This is a genomic window from Rhizobium sp. BT-226 (assembly GCF_025847085.2).
Lineage (GTDB): Bacteria > Pseudomonadota > Alphaproteobacteria > Rhizobiales > Rhizobiaceae > Rhizobium > Rhizobium sophorae.
The window spans coordinates 234582-256854 of record NZ_JAOYTI010000007.1 but is presented as its reverse complement, the minus strand read 5'-3'; the positions used below and the strand labels follow the sequence as shown (position 1 = coordinate 256854).

23 protein-coding genes and 1 pseudogene are annotated in these 22273 nt (G+C 59.9%); 14 read left to right on the top strand and 10 right to left on the bottom strand.

Translation table 11 applies throughout. The annotated features are described in order from the left end of the window. Positions 1-28 precede the first annotated feature (28 nt). Both OIU37_RS32120 and OIU37_RS32115 read left to right on the top strand, forming a co-directional pair. On the top strand, positions 29-796 hold the full coding sequence (locus OIU37_RS32120) for a 5-oxoprolinase subunit PxpA (protein ID WP_264259832.1): 768 nt from the start codon (positions 29-31) through the stop codon (positions 794-796). Between the two features lie 61 nt (positions 797-857). Further along, positions 858-2060, top strand: a complete 1203-nt coding sequence (locus OIU37_RS32115; protein ID WP_180697158.1) for a pyridoxal phosphate-dependent aminotransferase — start codon at positions 858-860, stop codon at positions 2058-2060. A 242-nt stretch (positions 2061-2302) separates the two neighbouring features. Here OIU37_RS32115 and OIU37_RS32110 read toward each other — a convergent pair whose 3' ends face one another. From OIU37_RS32110 to OIU37_RS32085, 6 genes and pseudogenes are all read right to left on the bottom strand, one after another. Then, entirely contained in the window at positions 2303-2644 is a 342-nt protein-coding gene (locus tag OIU37_RS32110) for a hypothetical protein (protein ID WP_264259831.1), read from the bottom strand. 48 nt (positions 2645-2692) lie between these two features. After that, on the bottom strand, positions 2693-3301 hold the full coding sequence (locus OIU37_RS32105) for a hypothetical protein (protein ID WP_264259830.1): 609 nt from the start codon (positions 3299-3301) through the stop codon (positions 2693-2695). Then, positions 3298-4545: an N-acetyltransferase gene (locus OIU37_RS32100; protein ID WP_264259853.1), complete on the bottom strand. Its 1248-nt coding sequence runs from the start codon at positions 4543-4545 to the stop codon at positions 3298-3300. The genes OIU37_RS32105 and OIU37_RS32100 overlap by 4 nt, the downstream gene beginning before the upstream one ends. Before the next feature lie 93 nt (positions 4546-4638). Next, positions 4639-5574: a pirin family protein gene (locus OIU37_RS32095; RefSeq protein ID WP_264259829.1), complete on the bottom strand. Its 936-nt coding sequence runs from the start codon at positions 5572-5574 to the stop codon at positions 4639-4641. Between the two features lie 733 nt (positions 5575-6307). Further along, positions 6308-6424: pseudogene (locus OIU37_RS32090) on the bottom strand (LysR family transcriptional regulator); the annotation flags it as partial. Between the two features lie 8 nt (positions 6425-6432). After that, a complete protein-coding gene (locus OIU37_RS32085; RefSeq protein WP_264259828.1) occupies positions 6433-7470 on the bottom strand; it encodes an LLM class flavin-dependent oxidoreductase in 1038 nt (345 codons plus the stop codon). A 406-nt stretch (positions 7471-7876) separates the two neighbouring features. On the opposite strand from OIU37_RS32085, the gene OIU37_RS32080 reads away from it, so the two are divergent. The 3 genes from OIU37_RS32080 (at position 7877) to OIU37_RS32070 (ending at position 10568) form a co-directional block, all read left to right on the top strand. After that, entirely contained in the window at positions 7877-8761 is an 885-nt protein-coding gene (locus OIU37_RS32080; protein WP_264259827.1) for a LysR family transcriptional regulator, read from the top strand. 453 nt (positions 8762-9214) lie between these two features. After that, complete coding sequence (locus OIU37_RS32075; protein WP_264259826.1) at positions 9215-9517, top strand: helix-turn-helix transcriptional regulator; 303 nt, start codon at positions 9215-9217, stop codon at positions 9515-9517. Positions 9518-9578: 61 nt separating this feature from the next. Continuing rightward, complete coding sequence (locus OIU37_RS32070; RefSeq protein WP_180697152.1) at positions 9579-10568, top strand: zinc-dependent alcohol dehydrogenase family protein; 990 nt, start codon at positions 9579-9581, stop codon at positions 10566-10568. 154 nt (positions 10569-10722) lie between these two features. Here OIU37_RS32070 and OIU37_RS32065 read toward each other — a convergent pair whose 3' ends face one another. The 3 genes from OIU37_RS32065 to nac all read right to left on the bottom strand — a co-directional run bounded on the left by OIU37_RS32065 (position 10723) and on the right by nac (position 13197). Then, positions 10723-11199, bottom strand: coding sequence for an LLM class flavin-dependent oxidoreductase (locus tag OIU37_RS32065; RefSeq protein ID WP_168317389.1), 477 nt, complete (start codon positions 11197-11199; stop codon positions 10723-10725). Between the two features lie 66 nt (positions 11200-11265). Further along, the gene (locus OIU37_RS32060) at positions 11266-11928 is read right to left on the bottom strand and encodes a hydrolase (RefSeq protein WP_264259825.1); all 663 of its coding nucleotides are present in this window, start codon (positions 11926-11928) and stop codon (positions 11266-11268) included. A 309-nt stretch (positions 11929-12237) separates the two neighbouring features. Beyond that, positions 12238-13197 carry a nitrogen assimilation transcriptional regulator NAC gene (gene nac / locus OIU37_RS32055; protein WP_264259824.1) on the bottom strand — a complete coding sequence of 320 codons (960 nt, stop codon included), beginning with the start codon at positions 13195-13197 and terminating at the stop codon, positions 12238-12240. Positions 13198-13398: 201 nt separating this feature from the next. On the opposite strand from nac, the gene OIU37_RS32050 reads away from it, so the two are divergent. The 6 genes from OIU37_RS32050 to OIU37_RS32025 all read left to right on the top strand — a co-directional run bounded on the left by OIU37_RS32050 (position 13399) and on the right by OIU37_RS32025 (position 18022). After that, positions 13399-14178 carry an SDR family oxidoreductase gene (locus tag OIU37_RS32050; RefSeq protein WP_168313381.1) on the top strand — a complete coding sequence of 260 codons (780 nt, stop codon included), beginning with the start codon at positions 13399-13401 and terminating at the stop codon, positions 14176-14178. After that, positions 14175-14882 carry an amino acid ABC transporter permease gene (locus tag OIU37_RS32045; protein WP_264259823.1) on the top strand — a complete coding sequence of 236 codons (708 nt, stop codon included), beginning with the start codon at positions 14175-14177 and terminating at the stop codon, positions 14880-14882. Before OIU37_RS32050 ends, OIU37_RS32045 begins: the two co-directional genes overlap by 4 nt. Further along, entirely contained in the window at positions 14879-15637 is a 759-nt protein-coding gene (locus OIU37_RS32040) for an amino acid ABC transporter permease (RefSeq protein ID WP_180697148.1), read from the top strand. The genes OIU37_RS32045 and OIU37_RS32040 overlap by 4 nt, the downstream gene beginning before the upstream one ends. After that, on the top strand, positions 15634-16398 hold the full coding sequence (locus OIU37_RS32035) for an amino acid ABC transporter ATP-binding protein (protein ID WP_264259822.1): 765 nt from the start codon (positions 15634-15636) through the stop codon (positions 16396-16398). Before OIU37_RS32040 ends, OIU37_RS32035 begins: the two co-directional genes overlap by 4 nt. A 31-nt stretch (positions 16399-16429) precedes the next feature. Next, a complete protein-coding gene (locus OIU37_RS32030; RefSeq protein WP_168313380.1) occupies positions 16430-17266 on the top strand; it encodes an ABC transporter substrate-binding protein in 837 nt (278 codons plus the stop codon). 81 nt (positions 17267-17347) lie between these two features. Continuing rightward, complete coding sequence (locus OIU37_RS32025) at positions 17348-18022, top strand: 4-carboxy-4-hydroxy-2-oxoadipate aldolase/oxaloacetate decarboxylase (protein ID WP_028755774.1); 675 nt, start codon at positions 17348-17350, stop codon at positions 18020-18022. A gap of 84 nt (positions 18023-18106) precedes the next feature. Here OIU37_RS32025 and OIU37_RS32020 read toward each other — a convergent pair whose 3' ends face one another. After that, complete coding sequence (locus OIU37_RS32020) at positions 18107-19144, bottom strand: LacI family DNA-binding transcriptional regulator (RefSeq protein WP_081250661.1); 1038 nt, start codon at positions 19142-19144, stop codon at positions 18107-18109. Positions 19145-19307: 163 nt separating this feature from the next. On the opposite strand from OIU37_RS32020, the gene OIU37_RS32015 reads away from it, so the two are divergent. From OIU37_RS32015 to OIU37_RS32005, 3 genes are all read left to right on the top strand, one after another. Next, on the top strand, positions 19308-20282 hold the full coding sequence (locus OIU37_RS32015; protein ID WP_105010468.1) for a substrate-binding domain-containing protein: 975 nt from the start codon (positions 19308-19310) through the stop codon (positions 20280-20282). A 111-nt stretch (positions 20283-20393) separates the two neighbouring features. Continuing rightward, on the top strand, positions 20394-21392 hold the full coding sequence (locus tag OIU37_RS32010; protein ID WP_264259821.1) for an ABC transporter permease: 999 nt from the start codon (positions 20394-20396) through the stop codon (positions 21390-21392). A 10-nt stretch (positions 21393-21402) separates the two neighbouring features. Continuing rightward, positions 21403-22215 (top strand): ATP-binding cassette domain-containing protein, encoded by an 813-nt coding sequence (locus OIU37_RS32005; RefSeq protein WP_028755778.1) that lies wholly within the window; start codon positions 21403-21405, stop codon positions 22213-22215. Positions 22216-22273 lie beyond the last annotated feature (58 nt).

Below are 22273 nucleotides of genomic sequence, written 5' to 3'. Positions count from 1 at the left end.
TCCAAAAGGCCGTCAAAAGGAGGAACTGATGAAGATCGATCTGAATTCCGACATGGGCGAAGGATTCGGTCCCTACCGGCTATGCGACGACGAGGCGATGATGCAACTCGTCTCGTCGGCCAACATCGCCTGCGGTTTCCATGGCGGCGACCCGGATACGATGGGACGCATGGTCCGGCTTGCGAAGCTGAACGGCGTCGGCATCGGCGCGCATCCCGGTTTGCCTGATCGGCTCGGCTTCGGCCGGCGCGAAATACCGTTTACGGCAGATGAGCTTCGCCAGCAGATGCTCTATCAGCTCGGCGCCCTGATGGCGATCGCCAGAAGCGAGCGTGTCACTGTGTCCCACATCAGCTTCCACGCGGCCATGGGCAATATGGTCAACCGCGATCCTGTGCTGGCCGATCTGATGATGGATGCGATCGCCACCGTGGATGCCGGCCTCGTCGTCTTCGTCACTTCAGGCAGCGAGATTCAACAGGCGGCCAGACGCGCACGTTTGAAGACGCTGGCGCTTTACCTGGCCGACCGGGCCTATGACGCTGAGGGCAGACTTGTCGCGCGCGGCCTCGCTGGCGCCGTCATCAAGGACGAAGCCTCGGTGCGTGCGCGTGTCCGGCAATTCCTCGTCGAAGGAACCGTTAAGACAATCGACGGGGCCGTGATCGCGATGCCGGCCCGCTCCATTCTCGTCCACAGCGACACACCCGGCGCCCTGGAGCTTGCCGGCATCGTGCGCGGCGAGATCGAAGCCACGGGTGCTGCGCTCGCGCCTGCCGCCGAACTCGCCGACTGACACAATCCCGACCGCCCGCGGGCGGTTTCCCGTTCCCATCTCTCATCGAAGGACCATGTCGATGTCCGTCATCGCTGACCGCCTGAAAAACGTCTCCATCTCCGCATCCGCCGCCATGACCCAGCGCGCCAGGGAACTGGCCGCAAAGGGGATCAAGGTCGTCAGCCTCTCCTCCGGCGAGCCGGATTTCCCCACCCCGGCACACGCGATCGAGGCCGCTCATGCGGCTGCTCTTGCAGGCGATACGAAATATCCTCCGATGGATGGGACACCGGCGCTGAAGTCCGCCATCATCAGGAAGTTCAAACGGGACAACAATCTCGACTATGATGCCAGCCAGATCGTCGTCTCGGGCGGCGGCAAGCAGGTGATCTTCAATGCCATGCTGGCAACCTGCAATCCCGGCGACGAGGTCGTCATTCCGACACCCTCCTGGGTCAGCTACGCCGACATCGTCAAATTCGCCGGCGGCGTCCCGGTCGCTGTCCCCTGCCACGAGCAGGCCGGCTTCAAGCTGCGTCCCGAGGATCTGGAGGCGGCGATCACGCCGCGCACAAAGTGGCTCTTCCTGAATTTCCCGAACAATCCGACCGGCGCCGCCTGCTCCCGGGCGGAGATGGCTGCCATCGCCGAGGTTATGCTGCGACATCCCAATGTCTGGATCATGACCGACGACATCTACGAACACCTGGTCTATGACGATTTTCAGTTCTGCACGATCGCGGAAGTCGAGCCCAGGCTCTATGATCGCGTCCTCACAATGAACGGCGTTTCCAAGGCTTACGCAATGACAGGCTGGCGGCTCGGCTTTTGTGCCGGGCCGAAAGACTTGATCGCCGCTGTCAGCAACGTCAACGGACAGAATGGCGGCGGAATCGCGACGCTGACGCAGGCTGCGGCGACCGCAGCCCTGGACGGTCCTCAGGATCTCTTGAAGGAACGTGCCGCTATCTACAAGGAAAGACGCGACTTCGTCCTCGCCAAACTGTCGGAGGTGGAAGGGCTGCGCTGCCACAGGCCCGAAGGCGCCTTCTACATCTACCCGAATATCTCAGGGCTGATCGGCAAGACCAGCAAGGGCGGTCGAAAGATCGAGACCGATGTCGATTTCGTCATGGCACTCGTCGAAGAGCATCATGTCGCGACCGTGCAAGGGGCGGCTTACGGAATGAGCCCGTTCTTCCGTATTTCCTACGCCACGAGCATGGAGAAACTCGGCGAAGGATGCGCGCGTATAGCCCAGTTTTGTAAGGATATGCGCTGATCGGCAGCGAGCTTTTAGAAAGGATCTGAACCGGCGACGCCTTACTCAGGTGAGTCACGTGCTTGATAAATCGAACCTCGAGGTATAACGCCTATTTAGGAAACTTGAGCTCGAAGCATCAGCGCTATTCCGTCCGCAGTTCGGTGCGCAACTTGTCCCTCGCTCATCATTGCCCGCCTTGCTCATTCAGAACTAGCGCCCCTTGAACAGCCTGCGCCGGGCTGCCACGAGACAGCCCACTACTACTTGAGTGGGTAGGGCTCGATATCCGCAGACCAGTAGTTCTTGGCGATGTTCTGACTGTTGCGGATGACATGGTAGGCGATACCCGGATTGCCTCCTTCAAAAGTGTCCGGGTCTGCACCGCACATTAGGCAGTACATTCGCTGATGAACGACGCTTGCAAAATATTGTAGAACCGGCGTGGCGTCGTCCTGACCGATTGCTCGCATGTTCTCGGCAGCCTGTTTGGCCGCCTCTTCCAAAGCCAGAGAGACCGCAGAAGCCAACGTCCTGTCTGCACGCTTAATGACATCGGCGATCTGTCTTTCAGCCGGTGTAAGAACAGGGCAATTTTCTGTCACTACTAACTCCGTAATCTTTGAAGGTGTCCGGTTGAGCTGCCACTGCGTCTACTCTGGCGGGGTGGTGAGAAGCGACAGATAGTTTTTTGCTGTCTGCGTGAACTCGCGGTCGGTGTCAGATACGTTCCCAAGACCCGCATGGCGAGCGTCGATCGCCGCGTGTAGGCGGTCGTTGATCTGCGGATCCGAGGCGCGCGCGTGGTCGACTAATGCGCGAATAACAGTTCTCAACGCGAAGTTCTGTGCGGAGAGTGCCAGCTGCTGGCGTTCACTCGCATCTTTCTCGGTATCCTCCCGGCGTTCCTTTTTCTTCCGAAGCGCTGGTTGACCGCCGCGCTCCCTCTCCCAATGACGCGCGGCATTGCGCCCCGCATAGAGAATTTTCCATGCTGTTTCGGGATCTCCTCCCGTATTGGTTTCCGGATTGGCGCCGCACAGACGCAGGAACAGGTGACGAAGTGCGGCGTCCGCAAAGTAATCATATGGTGATCTGCCCACACCGAGCGACTGAAGTTCATGCCCTGCAGTCTCAACGGCGCGCTCAATTGCTTCATCGACAGCGGCCAACAGGGCCTTATCTGCCTCCTGAAAACGGTAGGTGTCTTTCTGCATGCTATCCTCAAATGCCGGTGCAGCGCTGCTCGGCAGGTTGGTCACTTTCTAAGAACATCCTGCCACGCAGGATGACGCTCGATCTGGGCTTTGGCAAATGGGCAAAGGGGAATGATCGCGACCCTTTCGCGCCGGGCATCCTCGACCGCTTGGCGCACAAGGCGTTCACCGACCTTCCGGCCCCGCAAAGCGGCAGGAACGTCGGTATGGTCGATAATGATCAGTTCTTTACCAGCGCGACTGTAGGTCATCTCCGCTTCGACGCCATCGACGACGATGCGGTATCGCCCCTTCGATGGCCCATCCTCCCGTTCAACCGCCTCGCTGGCCGATGGGGCAGCCTTCTGCGGACGCTCAGCGTCCGGCAATCGGACCTTGCCGCGCTGTCCATGGGTGCACTCGAGCAGTTCGCGGTCCCACCCTCCCAGATTGGCGGCAGCTTCGTAGGTCGAAACGAGAAAGGACATCAAGGCTATATCAGGCTCGGCGGCAGATTGAACCGCATCATAGGGCAGGATAAACTCCGACATGCCTTCATGCCAGAAAGCAGCATCGGGCTGGACGGACGCGGCCCGAAAGCCGTTTGGTGCCGGATAGGCATAGGCATAGAATGCGGGATAATCGATGCCGCCGCCGGGCCAGAAGCCCGCCGAGGAAACCTCCCGATCATAAGCTTCCTGCGTCACGCTGTCCGGCAATGCCGGAATGCCGCCGGGATGGATGGGAGCCCGCCGTCCAGAAAAACGTGTGACGGCCAGATCGAAACTTCCCCAGAAAAGGTGCACGGGGCTGGATTTCCCGAGAAAGGACGTCCGAAACGTCCTGAAAACCGCGTCCACTGCCATCAACGCCTGATGAAAACGTCGAACGGCATCAGGGTCATAGGGGCGGTCACGATGGTCCTCGTCGAACGGGACAGGATCTGGCACCTCGTTGGGTTGGCCGTGGAAGTCCGGGGTACCTCCGAGCTTGGAGATCAGCTGAGCGAAATTGGCATGAAACTCCGCGACCGTGGATGTCCCCAGCGCAAAAGAGGCCTTGCGCCCGGCACCGCTCGTACCCATGACCGCATGATCATGAAAGTCAAACAGGATCTCGATGCCAGGGCCATCCAGAATCGGGGACGATATCAGGCCGGAAGGCGTCACATAGAAGGTCGCGTTCCAGGAATGGTTGAGCCACGGCGTATGAGCCAGCCGATACTTGCCGACAACCTGCAGGTAGAGATGCAGGGCGGAACAGGTTTCGCGCCAGCTAAGATAATCGAGGCGTGGCCATTCGTTGTTCATTCGCTTTCTCCATCTCGTTGAATTTAAAATGCGAGGTTGTGCTTGCCGCACTGGATCAATCAAGTTCGCTTGAGCGAATGCGGTACCGCGCTGTCACTCCGGAAGAGGAATGTGCTCATCCCGGTCGTTGATCGGGAGGTCAAAACGTCCCTTGCCCCAGTTCTGCGCACGCCATTCGTCTTTGGCTTCTTCGATACGCTCCTTCGAAGAGGCTACGAAATTCCACCAGATGTATCGTGGCCCTGCAAGCGTTGCACCGCCGAGGATCATGAGACGCGCGCCTCGGCTACCCGCTGCGACTGTGATCTTGTCGCCGGGGCGGAACACCATCATCTGCGGTGCCTCGTAATCCCGGCCGGCGATCAAGATCGAACCTTCGACGATGTAGATGCCTCTGTCCTCGTGATTGTCCGGCAACGGCAGGCGGCTTCCTGGTTCCAAGGTCACGTCGGCGTAAAATGTCTCGGAGAACATGGTGGCGGGCGCGATCTCGCCGTAGGCGTTTCCGAGGATAAGGCGGACAGAAGCGCCCTGGTCCTCGATGACCGGCAATACCTCTTTGCCGTGGTGCTCAAAGGTGGGATCCATGTCTTCGTGGCTTTCCGGCAGAGCAAGCCACGTCTGGATCCCGAACAAGCTGTTCGGCCCGGTTCGGGCCGCTGCCGTCGTGCGCTCCGAATGAGACACCCCGCGGCCGGCAACCATCCAGTTCAACTCGCCGGGACGGATGATCTGGTCGGCCCCGGTGCTGTCGCGGTGGTGAAAGTCACCGCGATAAAGGTAGGTGACCGTGCCGAGGCCGATATGCGGGTGCGGCCGAACGTCGATGCCCTGCCCGGTCAACAGCTCGGCCGGCCCGGCCTGGTCGAAGAAGATGAACGGCCCGACCATCTGCCGCTTCGGTGCGGGCAAAGCGCGCCGAACCTCGAAACCGCCAATGTCGCGCGACCTCGGCAATATAAGGGTTTCGATCGCATCGATGCTGACCTCATCGGGACAACCTGGTTCAATTGCGGGGTTCCAGCTCATGCGTGTTTACCTCTCCTGTCTGCTTGCAATCCGGGACCCGCGTAGTGCGCAGAAGCCACTGCATTGTCTCGACGGATCTCAAGCGAGACCACTAAAGGGTGGCCGCTGTCACGACTAGCTGCGCGGCGCGGTGAGCTGTGTCGCAATAAACGGAACACGGCGCCGCCCAAATCCCACCGCGCGACCGCGCATCGTCCGACTAAGCATCAACCTCATTGATGGAGCTGCGGTCCGCCGACGGCCCCCGACAGGCAAAGTCGGCGGCTATAATAGCTGACGCGATGCTGGCATATAGTTGCATCAACGGACGGTTGCTCCTTATCGACGGCACTCGCGCCGATCAGGATCCCGATGGCAACGCTCCCTGCGCGCGCGATCGGCCATAATTTGAGCGTCTCTCGCAATCTCGGTCGTCAGCCGGGTCCGCTCGAGCGACTCCAGTTCCTCATTGTCGCGCCGACGCTGCTGTTCGAGCATGCAATTGGTATAGGCGGGTGAGCCATAGGGCGCCCCAAAGCTCTGACAGGTATTTGCGTCCGCGTACCGCCGCTCTTCAGCCGACACGCATCCTGATAAAGCGATGCCAAGGAGGGCTATGGAGAAGACGCTTACCGCGGTGCGATGGTGTTCGACGGAAGAGCGTTGAAGCATTCTGTTGATCTCCTTGAGGAATGAGCGTTGCCAGTTTCTTTGGCGACACGAGCAAGGCAGAGCGGTGCCCCGCAAGCCGGCCCATTGACTTAATGATACCCAGTCGACGTGCTGCTGGAGAAACGCCCGCGGCATCGGCAACTTCGACAAAAGTCCGCAGATCTTTGATGTCTACTCGGAGTTCCCGTTTGCGGCACAGCTTGGGATCTATGCCCGTCGTGTTGCCCTGACGATTGGCGCAACCTCCGTGCCCAGAAGGTCGATCGATGTCTTCATCGCTGCGGTGTCGAGAGAGGCCGTGCTCATTTGGAAGGTGATGCGTGAAACGCCGCCAAGTGTCTCGCTGGCCTGCAACATCTTGGCTGCAACGGTCTTCGGGTCACCGATCAGGAATGCGCCCTCTGGACCTGCCATGGCTTCGAACTGCTGCCGCGTCGGCGGCGACCAGCCACGCTCACGACCTATATTCGTTGTCAGATGCGCCCAGCCAGGGAAGAAGGCATCCCTCGCTACAGCTTCGGTCTCCCCCACGAACCCCATCGCGTGAACGCCGACTTTGAGAGTCTCGGCACCGTGCCCCGCGAGCTTGCCAGCTTCGCGATAGAGATCCACAAGCGGTCGGAAGCGCTCGAAGCTCCCGCCGATGATCGCGACCATCAAGGGAAGGCCAAGCGTACCGGCGCGGGCGAAGGATTGCGGCGTGCCACCTACGCCGATCCATATCGGGAGCTGTGGCTGATGCGGACGCGGAAAGACACCTTGCCCCTGAAGCGGCGGGCGAAAGCGACCTTCCCAAGTGACGTTGGTCGTCTCGCCAAGCCTGAGCAACAGGTCGAGCTTCTCCGCAAAGAGGTCGTCATAGTCCCGTGTGTCGAGGCCGAATAGCGGATAAGCCTCGACGAAAGAACCTCGCCCGACAACGACTTCGGCACGACCTTTGGAAATCAGATCGAGAGTCGCAAACTCCTGAAAAACCCGCACCGGGTCGGCGGCACTTAGAACGGTCACCGCGCTCGTCAACCTGATCCGGCTGGTCCGAGCCGCCGCCGCGGCCAGAATGACAGTCGGGGCGGAGTCGAGAAACTCGCCGCGATGATGCTCGCCTACGCCGAAGATATCGAGCCCGACGCGGTCCGCGACGACGACCTCCTCGATGAGTTCGGCCATACGCTCGGTCGCCGAAGGAAGCCTGCCTGTGGTCGGATCCGGGAGGATGGCCGCAAAACTGTCGATACCGATTTCCATTATGAGATCCCTAGAAGTTTGTGGGGCGATTGCCTGCGACCGACGCTGCAAGGTCGCTATGGCGCGAGCAATACGGCTGAACTGTTCGGAGCAAGGAAGCCGCGAAGAAACCAGCCATGTCACCAACGCCTAAAGCGCAGTGAGAATCAGGCAGCTATAGGGTGAATTTCCAGCCGAACCAGAACCAGGCCGCCGCCGGCGGCCAAAACAGATAAAAGACGAGCTCTATACCGATCTCCCGCCAGTCGGGGTTGGGGGCATAGTTTTTGCTTTCAAGATTCCTACTCCGGGGATCTACAGGCGCGCGCGACAGCACCGCTACAGACCCCGCCGAGACTGTCATTTCAGGTCATGATGCGGTAGTCCTCGTTCCTGCTAAGCTGTGTCGCGAAATGAGGAACGCAAATTGGACATTGATGACCTGCGGACTTTCGTCGAAGTTGCTGATGCCGGAGGCGTTTCAGCCGCGGCGCAGCGGCTTGGTGTGTCGAAGTCCATGGTGAGTCGACGGCTTGTTCGGCTGGAGGAGGAGCTTGGTGTCCAGCTGCTGGTAAGGACCACCCGGGGAGCCTCTCTTACAGAGGCAGGGACCACGTTCCGGGATTATGCAGCCAGAGTCTCTGCCGAGATTGACGTGGCCAGGGAAACGCTCCTGCCCGAAGGCGAGCTGCGCGGGCGCTTTCGGATTGCCGCGCCTCTGTCATTCGGCCCAACCCACCTGGCCCCTGTGATAGCGGAAATGGCGAGGCGCCACCCGCTTCTGCACATCCAGACCTGTTATAGCGATCGGGTCGTCGACCTCGTCGCGGAAGGCTATGACTGCGCCATACGACTTGGTTACCTTCAAGACTCCAATCTGATCGCAAAACGCGTCGGGCCGCTTTATGGAAAGCTGGTTGCGAGCCCCGACTATGTAGAACGGTTTGGCGCTCCTGAGAAGCTGGACGATATCGTTGCTCATCAAGCGCTCATGCAGGGGACTGAGGCGTGGCAGTTCTTGGATGGCGAGAAAATCGTCAATGTTAATCCGCGAGGGCGCTTCAAGGCTGACAATGCCGTGGCTCTCGTGGCGGCGGCGATAGCGGGTCTCGGAATAGCATGGCTCCCTGATGGGATCACCGATGAATATATTGCCTCAGGCGCGCTTTTGAACCTTATGCCACGCCACCCGCCACCCCCGGCAGGCATTTACGTTGTGCGCCCGCCCGCTCAGTATCCCGCCAGAAAGGTACGCGTGCTGACTGAAATGTTGATCGAGTGTTTCGACCATGGCGCGACCTCGGAAGGCTAGGTCGGATCGACATTCAGGATTGGACTAAGCCGCTGTCGCAGCGATTGGGCTGACTTTGACTGAGGCTCCTGACTGATTGGATGCTGGTGTTGCCCTTCTCTCTGAATACGAGCCCGAATCCGATCCCCGCGCATCTGGTCTTCCAATCGCGACGATTCGAAGGTGGCGCCTTACGCGCATTCATAGACTTCGCCGTGCCTCTCCTGCGAAAATCGGTTAGCGGCGCAATGACGCCGTCTCGTGAAGCGGTTGAGGCATTAGAACGCGACCGTTGCGGAGATTGATGAGCCCTTCATTGCCTTCCGGCCGATGGCAGCCGGACGCCAGGTCATAGAGGACTACAGACACGCCGGCCCTTCGCTGCGCTGCCATCCGGTAACCCGTCACCGAAGCCGCAGACATGGCCGTCTTTTATTGCATTGACATATCGGTAAATCTCGATATTATTAGGGTATGGAATTGCTCGATATATTCAAAGCCCTCTCAAATCGGACACGTCTTGAAATCGTGCAGGGTTTGAAGGATCCCGCGAAGAACTTCCCTCCGCAGGATGAAGGTGACGTTCATACGGTGGGGGTGTGCGTTAGTAGTATACAGGAAGGTGTCGGACTGTCGCAGTCGACAGTGTCCGATTATCTTGCAACGCTGCAACGGGCTGGCCTGGTGGAAGTCAGACGCATCGGTCAATGGACTTACTACAAGCGGAACGAGGCGACTATCAGTGCACTTGCCGAGATCATAGGGAAAGAACTGTGATCTTTTATCGTGATATATCGAGAATTCCCTATATTCCTTTTTTCCGAAGCGAGGATCCGCAATGAAAGCGATGACACTTAACTCTTTTGGTGGCCCTGAATCGTTCGAGCTTTGCGACGTGCCAAAGCCTGTTCCGCATGCGGGACAAGTCCTGGTGCGCGTACATGCAACGTCGATCAATCCGTTGGATTACCAGGTTCGGCGCGGCGACTATCGCGACTTGGTACCACTTCCGGCCATTACTGGTCATGACGTATCCGGGGTTGTCGAAGCAGTCGGACCAGGCGTGACGACATTCTCTCCAGGAGACGAAGTCTGGTACACCCCGCAAATATTTGACGGGCCGGGAAGTTATGCCGAATACCACGTTGCGAACGAAAACATCATCGGAAGGAAACCCTCCTCGCTAAGTCATCTCGAAGCAGCAAGCCTGAGCCTGGTTGGGGGGACGGCGTGGGAGGCCCTGGTCGCGCGTGCCGCTTTGAGAGTCGGGGAAAGCATTCTGATCCACGGCGGCGCGGGAGGGGTCGGTCATGTTGCGATCCAGCTCGCGAAAGCCATAGGAGCGAAGGTGTTCACGACCGTACGGGAGGATAACTTCGAATTTGCACGAAGTGTTGGCGCGGACGTAGTCATCGACTACAGGAAAGAAGACTATGTCAGCGTTATAATGCGGGAAACGGGTGGCCGCGGCGTCGACGTTGTGTTTGACACCCTTGGTGGCGACACACTGTCCCGCAGCCCGGACGCGCTCGCACAACTTGGCCGAGTTGTCACGATCGTGGATATCGCACAGCCACAGAACCTCATCGAAGCGTGGGGCAAGAACGCAAGTTTTCACTTCGTTTTCACAAGACAAAACCGCGGCAAACTTGATGAGCTGAGCACGTTGGTAGAGCGTGGTCAGCTACGACCGCACGTTGGCGCTGTCTATTCGCTCGCTGACATCCCTCTCGCCCACGCGCGGCTTGAGAGCCCGAACAACGGTGTCCGGGGTAAAATCGTGATTGCAGTCGACCCGTCGGCTGACTCTGCGCGTGCGAGCTCATAACCGCTACAATTCACTTTAAAGGTGCAACCATGATTTATGAGCTCGCTCAGCTACCCGTTCACAAGGAACACCACGCAAAGCTGCTGCCCCGATCGTACACATGAAAGGAAGCTTCAACCATGGCTTGTCGCCCTAACTTCGCATAGGCGGAACATCAGCGACTTTCTGCGGAGCGGGCCCATGGATTCGAATGGAGCGCCCGCATCGCGGGTGCGACCTCCGCGCCCAGAAGCTCGATCGACCGGATCATCGCGGCCGTTTCGAAGGCTGCGGACGTCATCTGGAAAGCGATGCGCGATATGCCGCCGAGCACCTCGCTGGCGTGGTGGATCTTCGCAGCGACTGTTGCGGGATCGCCGATGAGGAACGCGCCTTGTGGGCTGACCATTTCGTCGAACTGCGCGCGGGTCGGCTGCGACCAGCCGCGCTCGCGCGCGTATTTACCGATCATCTGCGCCCAGCCGGGGAAGAAGATATCGCGTGCGTCGTCATCGCTGTCCGCCACGAAGCCCACGGCATGAACGGCCACCTTCAGCGTGGCGGGATCGTGGCCGGCGCGCGCTCCCGCTCCCCGATAGAGGTCAACGAGCGGACGGAACCGCTCGAAGGTGCCGTCGATGATTGCGATCATCAGCGGCAGTCGGTAGGGTGACGAAGATCCGTAAATCGCTGCTTGCGGCGCGTCACCCCGTGCCAATTAGAAGCCGGAGTTTTCCAACTTTTCCACGGGAGTGTTGAGCAGCTGCTGTTCCCACAGGAACGCGATCCCACTGCCGGGTTCATGGTCCTTGAGCACCTCCACGAACTCGGCGACATGCTCGGTTCGAGCGTGGTCGCGCTGCCATTCGGACGCAAGAGCCAGCCAGGTCATCACATTGGCGCCGGCGGCGATCATGCGCTGAATGGCTACCTCATGAGCCTCGACGGAAACTCCGCCGCATGCATCGGTGATCACCGTAACGCCCCAGCCTTCGCCAAGGGCGTGGATCACCGGCATTGCGACGCAGATCTCGGTGTAGAGGCCCGCGATGATCAGTTGCTTGCGGCCCGTCGCCTTCACCGCATCGACGACCTTCTTGTCCTCCCAGGTGTTGAGGGTGGTACGATCGATCACTTCCTGGTCGGGGAATACATTGGTGATCTGTGGGAAGATTAGACCGCCGCGATCGGCCACAACGCTGGTAAGAATGGTCGGGACACGAAAGGCTTTTGCGGCTTTCGTCAGTCCAGCCGCATTGTTGACCACAACCTGACCGGTGTGGCTGTGGAGGTTCGCAAGCTGGAAAGGCTGATGGTCGATCAGGACGAGTACCGAATCTTCGGGACGAAGAAGCGAGTTTAGGCCGTTGCGAAAGCTCATTTTAAACCTTTGACGTTGTTGAATGGGGCTGACTTCTGGTGGCGGGCACAGTGGCGCTGCCTGCAGCAACACTCTCATCCCGATCTCAGACACGCTAGTGTCGTTAAGAGCCACACTGTGTTACTGTTTGGGGAACGCGGACTGAGACGCTGATTGCATCTCGTCCGCGGCAACAGGGTTAACGGGCCGCCTGGCTTAAGCATTTGCGCGGCCGTCTACCGTAAGGTGGTGCCGGTGATCATATTGGCGTCGGGGCTTGCCAGAAATGCAACAACGTCCGCAATTTCGCGGGGTCCGCAAAGCGCCCGATTAGTTTTTCAAGCGCGCCGTCAGCTCGAGAAGGATGTCCCGGACGGCAAGGGCCGGCTCTGATAGAGGATTCTGGTCGGAAACGCACAGTGACAGGGTTTCTTCGATCCGCGGCGAGACGAGCCGGCAGATCAGCGGCTCGCTCGATTCCGATACGATGCGATCGGCGATGGCTTTCGGCATGATCGTCGCGCCGAGGCCGCTGCCCACCGCGCGGGCCAGCGTCCGGACGATTTCGACTTCCGCCACGACTTTCAAATTGGTGCGGGTGCGCGTGAAGGCGGTGTCGACTGCACGGCGGACGAAATTGTAGGCCGGCGGCAACAGCAGCGGTATTCCGTCGAGCGCATTGATCGGAACGGGTTTCGCATCCGCTTCGATGGCAAAGTCGCGATGCGCCACAACGAAAAACTCCTCGCTGAGGATCGGTTCGAATCGGACGCCCTTGATCGGTCCGGTTCCGTGGAGAAGTGCCATCTCCAGCCGGCCGTTCATGATCATCTGGCTATAGGTCTGGCCCACGCTTTCGGTCAGGTGCAGCAGAATACCGGGATGGCGTTTACGGGTCTCCGCCAGGAGGTCAACCGATAGCGTGGCGGCACTGCTGAACGGCACGAGCCCGACGGACACGCGGCCGGCAAGCGAATTGCCAGCTGCCGATGCATCCGCTTGCGCCTGCTCCATCTGCCGAAGGATGATCTGAGCATGGCGATACACCGCATGCCCCGCATCGGTCATGCTGACGCCCTGCTGGCTGCGGATCAGCAGCTTGTGGCCGAAATGCTCCTCCAGTGCCGCAAGCTGCTGGCTGAGAGCCGGCTGGGCGATGTGCAAAAGGTCCGCCGCTCGCGTGATGCTGCCGCTGTCGACGATCACGATGAAAGATTTGAGGCGTCTGATGTCCATGAGGATCGGGGTACCGTTCTGATCTGCGCGGCTTACATGTTTGCAGACGCGCATTGCTTTTGCAACGCGACGCGGTCGCCCGGACCGGGGACTGCCTGGGGCACAGACTCCGCAACGCGATGCGGACAGCAGCTCATTCTCTTCTTCAGCAGCCGTCTCGGCTCCATAACCGTTGCTTATTGCTCCAGAGATAATCGGTCTTAGGCAAGGGGTTAAAGCTTCGCTACTGTCTCAATCAACAACAAGGGAACGACAATGCCATTCTCCGACTACAAGACCGCACTGGTAACCGGCGCATCATCCGGTATCGGCGCAGCCGTGGTTGAGCGGCTCCGCCGGGAGAACATCGAGGTCCATGCCGTTGCCCGCAGTGCCGAAGCGCTGCAGCAGCTGGCCGGGCGTACGGGCTGCATCGCCCACGCTATCGATGTGACCGATCGGCCGGCCATGGCCGAGCTCGCGCGTCGGGTGGAATTCGACATTCTCGTCAACAATGCGGGCGTCGACCGGCCGAAGAAGTTCCTGGAAGCCGACGAGGGCGATATCGATCTCATCGTCGACGTCAATCTCCGGGCGGTCCTGCACATCTGCCGGCTGGTCGTGCCCGGCATGGTGGCGCGCGACCGCGGGCATGTCATCAACATCTCGTCGATCGCCGGCGCCTATAATTTCGGCGGCAACTCATCCTATCACGCCACCAAGGCAGGCGTGAGCATGCTGTCCAACCAGTTGCGCATCGACGCTTTCGGCAAGCGGGTGCGGGTCACGGAAATCTGCCCCGGCCGGGTCGCCACGGACATTTTCAATCACGTCCATGGCGATGACCCCAGCATCCGCGAACGATTCATCGACGGCTTCGAACTGCCGCAGGCGGCCGATATTGCCGACGCGATTGCCTTCGCCATCGCAGCCCCCATCGCCGTCAACATCGGGCACATGGAGATCACGCCGACGCTGCAGGTCATGGGTGGCCTGCAGACGGCAAAGCCCCAGTCTGTGGCGAAGCCGGATCAATCCGGGGAGCCAAACCCGTGAGCGGTTTCGACCTTTCTGCAATCCTGGGAAATCCGGAATATACCGCCATGCTGCTGCATGGCATCGAGATGACCTTCATCATCTATGCCGGCTCCTGGTCGATGGCGATGGCGCTGGCGCTTCTGCTGCTGGCTTTGCGTTTGTCGCCCTTTCGCTTCGGCGATCCGTTAGTCGCCGCTTACGTCTCCTACCACCGGAATGTCCCCACCCTGGTTCAGCTGATGCTGTGGTATTTCGGGATTTTCACCCTGATGCCGAGCGGGGTAGCCGAATGGCTGGCCGTCCATAATGCCGAGGCCATCTTCGCGGTGATCGGGCTCGGGCTTTGCCAGGCGGCCTATTTCAGCGAAGATCTTCGCTCCGGCGTACGCTCGGTCAGCCCCGGCCAGATGCAGGCAGCCCGTGCGCTCGGCCACGGTTATATCTCGGCGATGCGTTTCGTCATCATCCCGCAGGGCGTGCGCAATGCACTGCCGCCGCTCATCAATCACAGCGTTTCCCTGTTCAAGAATAGCAGTCTCGCCGTCGTCATCGGAGCCTCGGAGCTGACCCATGCCGTCAAGGAAATCGAGAACCTCAGCTTCCGGACCTTCGAGATCTACCTGATCGGCACGGTTCTCTACCTTTTCTTCTCGCTCGTGATCATGAGCATCGGCGCCTATCTGTCGATGCGCGCCGATCCCGCCAGGAGTGCGCGCGCGTGATCCACGACATGATCGCCATCGTCCGAGACTACTGGCTGCTGCTCTTGATCGGCCAATATCCGAACGGGCCGCTCGGCGGGCTCGCCAACACGCTGATCCTTTCGGCGCTCAGCATCGCTCTCGCCTTTCCGGTCAGCATCCTGTTCGCATTGGCGCGGCTCTCCAAGTCGCCGCTGCTGCGCTGGCCGGTCACCGCACTCGTCTATTTCACCCGGGGCGTGCCGCTCTTGATGCTCATCCTGTGGAGCTATTTCCTCGTTCCGCTCTTGACCGGCGCCGATGTGCCGAGCTTCGTGACGATGCTGACGACGCTCGTGGTCTATCAGAGCGCATTTCTGAGCGAAGTCGTGCGTGCCGGCATCGTCGCGCTCGGACCGGGCCAGATGGATGCGGGGCGTGCGCTCGGCCACAGCTATATCGGTGCGATGCGCTTCATCATCCTGCCGCAGGCACTCTACAACATGATCCCCAGCATCATCTCCACCTTCGTCTCGACGATCAAGGACACGACGCTCGGCTACGTGATCAACGTTCCGGACCTGACCTTTGCAGCAAGCCAGGTCAACAACCAACTCCTGACACAGCCTTTCCAGGTCTTCCTCATCCTGGCGATCGTCTACTTCGCCATCTGCTGGACGCTCACCTACTTCGCAAATCGCCTCGAGCGGAGCATCACGCGGCGGCGTGCGGGACTTTCCAACCTTCCTGCCGCCGCCTTGGTCGCGCCATCGAAAATCATATCGGAGCAGCCATGACCATGTCAGTTTCAGCACAGGAATTGCAGACGATCCGGCTTTCGCAAGTCTGCAAGAGCTACGGCGACTATGCGGTCCTGAAGGACATTGATGCGCAGGTGACACGCGGCGAAGTCGTGGTCATCTGCGGGCCGTCCGGTTCGGGAAAATCGACGCTGATCCGCACGATCAATCGCCTCGAGGAGATCAACAGCGGATCAATCACGCTCGACGGGCAAAACATCCACGCCGCCATGCGGGCGAAGGAACTCAATGCGCTGCGCAGCCGGATCGGCTTCGTATTTCAGAACTTCAACCTGTTTCCGCACCTTTCGGTGGTCGAAAACGTCTCGATGTCGCCGATCCGGGTGAAAGGCGTGGCGCCGGATGTCGCAGAAGACAAGGCCCTCAAGCTTCTCGATCGGGTCGGCCTTGCCGACAAGGCGCGGGCCTATCCCGGTCAACTCTCGGGTGGCCAGCAGCAGCGGGTGGCAATCGCCCGCGCCCTGGCCATGGAACCGCCGGTCATGCTGTTCGACGAGCCGACCAGCGCGCTCGATCCTGAAATGGTCGGCGAAGTGCTGGCCGTCATGAAGAGCCTGGCGTCCGAAGGCATGACCATGCTCTGCGTCACCCACGAAATGGGTTTCGCGCGCGACGTCGCGGATCGTGTCTGGTTCATCGATGCCGGCCAGATCCTAGAAATGGCGACCCCCGAGGAATTCTTCAGCAATCCGCGCCATCCCCGGGCTCAGCGTTTCCTCGCTGATCTCAGGCATTGATACCAATCACCAAAAACAAAGGAGAACAGCAATGAACTGGAAATGCCTAACCCTCACCGCCGCATTTGCCGGCATGGCGGCCGCCTTGCCCGCACAAGCCGATCAGCTCGACACCATCATGTCGGCGAAAACCCTGCGCTGCGCGACGTTCGCCGACGTTCCCCCCTTCGCTTCGCCCGATCCGAAGACCCGCGAAATGGCCGGTTTCGACGTCGATCTCTGCGGCGCCATCGCCAAGGAACTGGGCGTCAAGGCTGAGATCAAGCCGGTTTCGGTCGAGGCGCGTGTCCCCGAGGTCAAGCTCGGCCGCGTCGACATCACCGTTGCCAACCTTGCCTATACGCTCAGCCGCGCCGAGCAGATCCAGTTCAGCGATCCCTATTATCTCGCTAAGGAAATGCTGATCGTGCCCGCGGACGATGCCGGCAAGACGAAGGCAGATTACGCCGGCCAGCGCATCGCCTCGACCAAGGGCTCGACCTCAGAAATGTCGATCAAGCTCAACAAGTCCGACCCGCTGACCTTCCAGGATACCGCCTCTGCCTATCTCGCCGTCCAGCAGGGCAAGGCGCGCGGCATGGTGGCCAACACCATGACGACGACCAAGTTCGTCAATGAATCGAAGAGCAAGGGCAAGGCGATGCGGATGATCGACGAGCCGATGCTGTATCAGCCGATCGGCATCGGCATGGCCAAGGATCAGCCGGCGCTGACCGCCAAGGTCAACGAGATCCTCCGCAAGCTCGACACATCGGGCGAGATCAACAAGATCTGGGACAAGTGGCTCGGCCCGGATACCGAATACAAGATGACGCGGACCGACAAGGTCGTATCGCTCTCGGAGCTGAAGTTCGACCCGATCCCGTAGGACTTCGGGGCATCCGATGAGAATCCGAACGAAATCAGACGGCGGGACATGCCCGCCGTCGGCCAAAAATGGGAGGCATCCATGATCCATATTAAAGATATTGCCGAACGGCCAAGCAAAGCCGATATCGACGCCGTTTCCAAATTTTCGCCCGCGACGATCCACGAAGCCCAAGGGCGCCGCGGAGCCCTGTCCTCCCGCCTGAAGCCCGTCGACTACCGCATGAAACTCTGCGGACCGGCCTTTACGGTGAAGTGCGCGCCACGTGACAACATCATGCTGCAACTCGCTATCAACTACGCAAAGCCGGGCGATATCATCGTCGTATCGGCGGGCGAATACGAAGAGGCCGGATCCTTCGGCGATGTGCTTGCCAATGCCTGCCTGGCAAAGGGCATCGGCGGTCTCGTGACCGACACCGGCGTGCGTGACACGCTTCAGCTCAGGGAACTTGGCTTTCCCGTCTTCTCGCTCAGCGTCTGCATCAAGGGGACGGTGAAAGAAACCATTGCGGCGGTGAACGACACGATCATCGTCGGCGGTGAAATCATCCATCCCGGCGACATCATCGCCGGCGATGCGGACGGCTTGGTGATCGTGCGCCGCCAGGAAGCGCAGGAAGTCGCCAGGCTGTCACAGGCCCGCGAAGATGCCGAGGCCGGCTATATCGCGGCATATAAGCAGGGCAAATCGGTCATCGAGGTCAGCAATCTCGAACCGGTGCTGAAAGCCAAGGGCCTTGTCGTCGACATCTGACACGACACCGCAATAGCTATCAGCCCTGCCACTTTATAAGGCGGCTGGCCCTTTCGGCCAGCCGCCTTATGCAAACCGGGCGGCTCAAACGCTTTCGGGCGTAATCGTTTCGAAAGGCACCACGCGCTGAAGGATGGTCGTGCTGTCGCGGTGTTCCAACGCGGCGATCATCGTCGCGATCAATTCGTCTGATATCTGATCCAGCGGATGGCACAATGCCGCCATGATCAGGCCTTCCGTCAAGCCCTTGCGCGTTTCCGGGCCGATGTCGCGGCAGACGACCCTGACCTTATCCCGCTTTTCGACGGGTGCTTCGCGAAGAGCGCGCAGCACACCGGAAATTCCCCCTCCGACGATGAAGATACCTCTGAGGTCATCGAGTTCGGAAAGCAGCTGGCTGACGATCCGGTAGGCTTCCTGTGGCTCCTCATGTGTCGGTCTGCTGTCATCCACCTGAAGATGGGGCGCGTGCTCGCGCATATAGGATCGAAAGCTCGCATCGGAGACATCCTGGCACTGATAGCGATGATTGCCGATGAAGACGGCGATCCGGCCGGGCATCGGCGTGGTCTGAGCGAGAAACCATGCGGCGGTCCGCCCGAGTTTCCAATTGTCCGTGCCGACGAAGCCGGCGCGATCCCGGGCAGACTGATCGGTTATGTATGCAACGACTGGCTTTCCCCTCTCCTTGAGGGACTGGATGGTCTGCCCGATCAACGGGTGGTCACCCGCAATGACAGCAACGGCATCACAGCGTTTGCCAAGCGCTTCGAGACGATCTGCAATATTTTGTGGCTCGAGGACATCGACGAAATCGACCACAGCCACGACTTTCTCGTGCTGGCGTCTCGCGGCCGCCTCCGTGATCTTGGAGCCGAACAGCCGGTAGAGCTCACGGCTCGACTGCTGGAGAAGAAAGCCGAAACGATAATTCGGCAGGAGCCGCTGCCTGCGGTCCTCGATCACGCCGCGGCCATAAAATCCAATCTCTTCCGCGGCATTTTGCACCCTCTCGATCGTTTCCGCACGCACTGCGCCGGTACCTCCGAGGATGCGATTGACCGTGGCGATGCTGACGCCGGACGCCTGGGCAAGATCGGCAATGGTCGGTCTCTTCATGATATATTTCATTCCATTTTTGGATGAAATGAAATGATACATTAATTTCATCAAAACGCAATAGGCATTCCATTTTCGGCGGTCCGTTGATACAAATATTCCAGCGAGTTGGGAGCCTTGCTTTGAGGAATTGTTACTCTCGACCGCCTTTTTGGGAGGAAATCACATGAGTTTTTCAATGCGCGCCGTACGCGGGCTGCTGGCTGGCGCTGTTTTCGTTCTTGGCGCTTCTTCTGTCATGGCCGCGAATATTGCTGTCGTCGGCGGCAAGACCGACGACGAATTCTGGAGCCGTATCAAGAAGGGAGTCGATGACGCCCGGCTCGTCGTCGAGAAGAACGGCGGCTCCGTCAGCTATCTGCAGCTGCAGACCTACGACAATCTCGGACCTGACGCCGCCCAGCTCGTCCGCACGGCCATCAGCCAGGGCGTGACCGGCATCGTGGTGCCCGACTGGGTGCCCGAGGCGGAAGACGAGGCCATCAAGGCTGCCGTCGCTGCGGGCATCAAAGTCATCCTCATGAATGCCGGCAACATCGACAAAGCTCGCGAGCTTGGCGCGATCAACTATGTCGGCTCGGATGAATACACGGCCGGCAAGGCAGGCGGCGAATATTTCGCGTCCAAGGGTGCGAAAAATGTCATTTGCGTCAATACGCTCCCGGGTGCGGCAAACCAGGAGGCCCGTTGCAAGGGTGTCATCGACGGCATCACCGGAAAGGGCGGCACTGGCAAGCAGCTGCCATTGCCGGCGACCAGCTTCGGCGATCAGACGGCAATCGCCGAGGCCGTCAAGGCGACACTGCTCCAGGACGACACCATCGACGGCGTCCTCAATGTTGGGGCTTCTGACGCTGATGCAGCTGCAAGCGGGATCGCTCAGGCGAATAAAGTCGGCAAGGTCGCGCATGGCACCTTCGACCTGAATGCCTCGGGGCTTGCCCGCATCAAGGACGGTTCGCAGACCTTTGCGATCGACCAGCAGCCTTACCTGCAGTCGCTGCTGGGGGTTTCGCTTCTCGCCGCGCATATCGACTACGGCACCAACCTGCCGACCGCACCCGTGCTGACCGGCCCGGGCATCGTCGATGCCGCGAACATCGACGCCACCCTGGCCGGCGTCAAGGAAGGCGCTCGCTGATCGTTCAAAACGGGCTCCGGCCCGCGGGATATCCGCGGGTCGAAGTTTATCGAGCGTGCGGACCACCGCGTCCGCACGCCTGGAGATTCACGCCCAAACTGGGATAGGCATATGAACAATCTTTCATTCGGCAACCTGTTGCGCCGTCCCGAGGCGGGCGCATTCCTCGGACTTGTCGGCGTCCTCGTGTTCTTCGTCGTATTCGGCAGCACCAAGTTCCTGGAGCCCGCCGGCGCCGCAAGCTGGCTCAACGTCGCCGCCAATCTCGGCATTATCGCTCTTCCCATCGGACTTTTGATGATCGCAGGCGATCTCGACATTTCGATTGGCGCGATGATCCCCGCCGGCTCCATGACGGTCGCGGTCCTCTCGGGCTACTACGATCTTCCCATATGGCTCGGAATGCTCGGTGCGCTTGCCTTCGGCCTCATCGTCGGGCTGGTCAACGGCTACCTCGTCGTGCACACGGCCGTGCCTTCGCTGATCGTAACGCTCGGCACCCTCTTTGCTGTCCAGGGCCTGATGCTTGGCACTTCGGTTCTCGTAACCGGCACCACGAGCGTGGCGCTGACTGCCGCCCCCTGGGCAAAGTTCCTTTTCGGGCAATTCCTGGCCGGATCGTTTCAGGTGATCATTCTGTGGTGGGTGGCCATCACCGCGATCTTCATCTTCTTCATTCATTTTTCGCCTTACGGGAACTGGATTTTCGCGATGGGCGGAGACAAGGTCAGTGCCCGCAACGCCGGCATTCCGACGACCCGTCTGACGATGGTCCTCTTCGTCCTCTCGGCGATGAGCGCCTCCTTCGTCGGCATGTGTCAGGCCATCCTGTTCAATTCCGCGCAGGTTTCGGGCGGAATGACATTCATCTTCAACTCGATCATCTCGGTCGTCGTCGGAGGTGTGCTGCTGACCGGAGGGTTCGGGTCGGTGATCGGGATCTTCTTCGGCACGATCACCTTCGCCGTCGTCAACCAAGGCATCTATTTCACGACCTTCGACCGCAATTGGTCGAGCCTGATCATCGGCGTGATGCTGCTCGTGGCCGTCCTGATGAACAATACGTTCCGGCAGATGGCGCTGACCTATTCACCCAAGAAGAAGAAGTGAGAGCTGAGACATGGCTGGCCCAATTCTTGAACTTGAAAACGTCAACAAGTCCTTCGGCCCGATCGATGTGCTCTACGACATCACATTGAGCGTTCATCCCGGTGAAGTACTTTGCCTGCTGGGTGACAACGGCGCGGGAAAGTCCACCCTGATCAAGACCTTTGCCGGTGTCTACAAGCCGACAAGCGGCACGGTGAAGTTCGAAGGTCGGCCGATCGTCTTCCAGAATCCGCGCGAAGCCGCAGATCTCGGCATCGCAACGGTCCATCAGTTCGGCGGCACCTTTCCGCTGATGAGCATCGGCCGTTCGTTCTTCGTTGGGCGGGAACTGACCAAGGGCTTCGGCCCGTTCAAAATCTACGACCGCAAAGCCGCAAATGAAATCGCGGTCAAGGCCGTGCGCGAGTTCGGCATCACCCGCATCGACGATGGCGATCGTCTAATCGGCGGTCTGTCGGGCGGGGAGCGGCAATCCCTGGCAATCGCCCGAGCCGTCCACTTTGGCGCCCGGGTGCTGATCCTCGACGAGCCGACCGCCGCTCTCGGCGTCAAGGAGGCGGCGCACGTGCTGCGTATCGTCCTGGAAGCGCGCCGGCGCGGACTCGCCGTCATTTTCATCACTCACAACGTCATTCACGCCATGACGGTGGGAGACCACTTCGCAGTGCTCATCAAGGGTGCGAAGGCGGCCGATTTCCGCAAGGGCGAAAAGACGCGCGAAGAGATTACCGACCTGATGGCAGGAGGCGAGGCCATGGCCGAACTCGAAGCCGAGATCGAGGCGTACTCGACGGCGCATAGCGGACATCCCCCGCCGGTCTGATCGACCGCCGCCGCGGATGAACTCCAGAAACTCTAAAGAGCTCGCCTACCCCGGCGGG